The sequence below is a fragment of the Umezawaea sp. NPDC059074 genome (genome assembly GCF_042738955.1).
Taxonomy (GTDB): Bacteria; Actinomycetota; Actinomycetes; order Mycobacteriales; family Pseudonocardiaceae; genus Umezawaea.
The window spans coordinates 1-4,575 of record NZ_JBHYHC010000267.1; the positions used below are offsets into that span (position 1 = coordinate 1).

A 4,575-nucleotide genomic window follows, 5' to 3' on the forward strand; every position below is an offset into this window, starting at 1 on the left:
GAACAAGCACACACGGTGCGCCGCGGAGGTCACCTTTATATTTATGACTGCGTCGACCGCCAGGATCGGCTGGCCCGTGTCGTCGGTGAGGAGCACCGCCGTGGAGCCGTCGTCGTTGGGCGACAAGCGGACCCGCGCGGCGAGCGCTCCGCCGCGGACGGCGGTGAGCCCGGTGAACGAGAACGCCAGCGCCGCGGGCTTGGTCCCGCCGATCACGTCGAGCAGCAGCGGCTGCACCGCCGCGTCCAGCAGGGCCGGGTTGACCACGTGGTCGCCGCCGCGGTCCGACTCGACCTCGGCGAACAGCTCGTCGCCGAGCCGCCACACCCGGCGCAGACAGTGGAACGCGGGCCCGTAGGCGTACCCGAGCGCCGCCGCTCCTTCGTACAGGGCGTCCACGTCGACCTCGATCGCGCCTGCGGGCGGCCAAGCGGCGGGCAGTCCGGCCGGTTCCGGTCCGTCGGAGCCGATCTCGCCGCTCGCGTGCCGCGTCCACGGCTCGGTGTCGTCGGACCGCGAGTGGACCGCCACGCCGTGGCGGCCGTTCGCGTCGGGGGCGTCGAGAACGACTTGGAGTTGCACGGAGTCGTGGAGCAGCAGGGAGTTCTCCAGCGTCAGCGACTCCACGCGGGCGCGGCCGACGTGCCGTGCCGCGAGCAGGGCGAGGTCGGCGAACCCAGAGCCGGGGAACACGACCGCGTCCTCGATGACGTGATCGGCCAGCCACGGCTGGACGGCGGTCGACAGCCGTCCGGTGAAGACGACCTGCCCGCCCGCCACCTCCGCGACCGCGCCGAGCAGCGGGTGGTCGACGACCCCCAGCCCGGCCGCCGTGACGTCGCCCGCGGCGGCCGTGGCGGCGGGCCAGAACCGTTCACGCTGGAACGGGTACGTCGGCAGCTCGACCCGACGGCCGCCCGCCAGCGCGGGCCGCCAGTCGACCGGCACGCCACGCACGAACAGCTCGGCGGCCGACCGCAGGAAGCGGTCCACCCCGCCTTCACCGCGGCGCAGCGACCCCACCACGACCGCCGGTTCGGGCGCGGTCTCGGCCAGTGCGACCGCCAGCACCGGGTGTGGGCTGATCTCGACGAACGCCTGGATCCCCTGGGCCAGCAGCGTTTCCGCGGCCTCCTGGAAGCGCACGGTCTCCCGCAGGTTGCGGTACCAGTACTCGGCGTCCGCGGAGTCGACGAGCTTCCCCGTCACCGTGGAGTGCCACGGGATCCCGGCGTCCAGGGTCGTGACCGGCGCGAGGTCCGCGAGGATGCGCTCCCGCAGCGGCTCGACGTCGGCCGAGTGCGAGCCGTAGTCGACGGGAACGCGCCGCACCCGCACGCCGTCCGCTTCCAGCTCGGCGACCAGCGCGTCCAGCGGCACGGCCGCCCCGGACACCACGACGGACGACGGCCCGTTGACCGCCGCGACCGACAGGCCGAGCCGGTCGACGTGGGCGGCGACCTCGTCGACCGGCAACGCCACCGACACCATCCCGCCGCTACCCGCGAGGGCGCGGATCGCCCGGCTGCGCAACGCCACCACGCGTGCCCCGTCGCGCAGCGACAACGCGCCCGCGACGCACGCCGCGGCGATCTCGCCCTGCGAGTGGCCGATGACCGCGGCCGGGATCACGCCGTGGGCCTTCCACAGCGCGGCCAACGACACCATCACCGCCCACAGCACCGGCTGCACCACGTCGACCCGTGCCAACGCGACCTCGTCGTCCAAGACCTCGGTCAACGACCAGTCCACGAACTCCGCCAAGGCGTCCGCGCACTCGGCCATCGAGGCGGCGAACACCGGCGAGGAGTCCGACAACTCCACCGCCATCCCGGTCCACTGCGATCCCTGGCCGGGGAACACGAAGGCGACCCCGCCGCTCAGGTCCGCCACGCCGCGCACCACCCGCGGCGACGGCTCGTCCGCCACCAGGGCGTCGAGGCCCACCGCGTGATCACCGACCAGCACGGCCCGGTGCTCGACCGCGGTCCGCCCTTCCACCAGCGAATACCCGACGTCCACGGGGTTGGACCCGCGCACCGCCGAGAAACGCGAGGCCAGGTCCCGCAACGCCCGCGGCGACTTCGCCGACAGCACCCACGGCACGGTCGTGCCCACGGGTTCCGGTGTGGGGGGCTCCCCAGGCGCGGCTTCGAGGACCGCGTGGGCATTGGTCCCGCTGACGCCGAACGACGAGACGCCCGCCCGCCGTGGACGACCGGTCTCCGGCCACGCCACGGGCTCGGTCAGCAGCGCCACGGCTCCGCTGTCCCAGTCGACGTGGGACGAGGGCCGGTCGACGTGCAGCGTGCGGGGCAACACCCCGTGCCGCATCGCCAGGACCATCTTGATCACTCCGGCAATCCCGGCGGCGGCCTGCGCGTGACCGATGTTCGACTTGATCGAGCCCAGCAGCAACGGCCGTTCGCGGTCCTGGCCGTAGGTCGCCAACAACGCCTGCGCCTCGATCGGGTCGCCCAGCTTCGTGCCGGTCCCGTGCGCCTCCACCGCGTCAACGTCCGCAGTGGACAGTCCGGCGGCCGCGAGCGCCTGCCGGATCACGCGTTCCTGGGACGGGCCGTTCGGCGCGGTCAGGCCGTTGGACGCCCCGTCCTGGTTCACCGCGGTGCCCCGGACCAGCGCCAGCACGTCGTGCCCGCGCCTGCGGGCTTCCGACAGCCGTTCGACGACCAGCACGCCGACGCCCTCGGACCAGCCGGTGCCGTCGGCGGCGTCGGCGAACGACCGGCAGCGGCCGTCCGGGGACAGCCCGCGCTGGCGGCTGAAGTCGACGAACGTCGCCGGGGTCGCCATGACCGCCACCCCGCCGACGAGGGCGACGTCGCACTCGCCCGACCGCAGCGCCTGCGCCGCGAGGTGCAGCGCCACCAGCGACGACGAGCAGGCGGTGTCGACCGTGACGGCCGGCCCGACGAGCCCGAAGGTGTAGGCCAGCCGCCCGGAGAGGACGCTGCCCGCGGTGCCCACGCCCAGGTAGCCCTCCAGGTCGTCGGGGAACCGGGCCGCGCTCTCGTAGTCGTGGTACATCGCGCCGACGAACACCCCGCCGCGGACGCCCTTCGTCGACGCGGGGTCGATCCCGGCCCGTTCCAGCGCCTCCCAGGAGGTCTCCAGCAGCAGCCGCTGCTGCGGGTCCATCGCCAGCGCTTCGCGCGGGGAGATCCCGAAGAACTCGGCGTCGAAGTCCGCCGCGTCGTGCAGGAAACCGCCACGCCGGGTGGAGGACTTGCCGCGCGCGTCCGGATCGGGGTCGTACAGCGACTCCACGTCCCAGCCGCGGTCGGTCGGGAAGTCGGAGGTGGCGTCGCGGCCGTCCGCCACGAGGTCCCAGAGGTCCTGCGGTGTGGCGACCCCGCCGGGGAACCGGCAGGCCATGCCGACGATCACGACCGGGTCGTCGTCGGACCGCACCGGCGCGGCGGGCGCGCGTTCGACGCGGCCGACGATCCGCTCCACGACGTGGGCGGCCAGGTCCGCGACGGTCGGGTGGTCGAACACCGCAGTCGCCGCGAGGTGCAGTCCGGTCCCGGCGTTCACCCGGTTCCGCAGTTCGACGGCCGTGAGCGAGTCGAACCCGAGCGCGCTGAACGGCTTGTGGACGTCCAGGCCCGCGCCGGTCGCGTGACCGAGGACGGCGGCCACGTGCGTGCGGACGAGGTCGAGCGCCGCCGCGGACCGTGCGGCGTCGGTCAGCCCGACGAACAGGTCCCGCGTCGACGCCGTCCCGGTGGCGGCGACCGCGCGCCGGACAGGCGTGCGGACGAGCCCGCGCAACAGGTACGGCACCTCCGAGCGCGGACGCCCGTCCAGACGCAGCGCGACGAGTGCGGGCACAGCCGACCCGAGTGCGCGGTCGAACAGGGCGAGCCCCTGCTCGGTGGTCAACGGCGGCATCCCGGCGCGGTCCAGGCGGCGGACGTCGCGGTCCGCCAGGTGGGAGGTCATGGTGCTGCGCCGCTCCCACAGCCCCCACGCCAGCGACAACGCGGGTTGGCCGAGCGCGTGCCGGTGCTCGGCCAGCGCGTCCAGGCCCGCGTTCGCGGCGGCGTAGTTGCCCTGGCCGGGCGTGCCCAGCACCCCGGCCGCGGAGGAGAACAGGACGAACGCCGCGAGGTCGCCGGTCAGCTCGTGGAGGTAACGGGCAGCGACCACCTTCGGCCGCAGCACGTGCTCCAGGCGTTGTGGCGTCAGGGATTCGACCACTCCGTCGTCCAGCACGCCCGCCGCGTGCACGACAGCGGTCAGCGGGTGGTCGGCCGGGACCGTCGCGAGCACGGTGGCCAGCGCGTCCCGGTCGGCGGCGTCGCACGCCTCGACCCGGACGTCCGCGCCGAGCGCGGTCAGTTCGGCCACGAGGTCCGCGCCACCGCCTTGGCGGCTGAGCAGCAGGAGGTGGCGCACGCCGTGCCGGGTGACCAGGTGCCGGGCCAGCAGCGCGCCCAACTCCCCCGTCCCGCCGGTGATCAGCACCTACCGAACGGAGATCCACGGCGTCACCCGCACCCGGGAGTCTATCCTAAAGACTACAGGAGCTCACATCAACCAACCTCGGAT

At 74.1% G+C, this 4,575-nt stretch carries 1 protein-coding gene; it reads right to left on the reverse strand.

The features are described 5' to 3' along the window. Positions 1–4,491: type I polyketide synthase (locus ACFWW9_RS45835; RefSeq protein ID WP_390389921.1), on the reverse strand; the 4,491-nt coding region annotated here is incomplete at its 3' end. Positions 4,492–4,575: the final 84 nt, after the last annotated feature.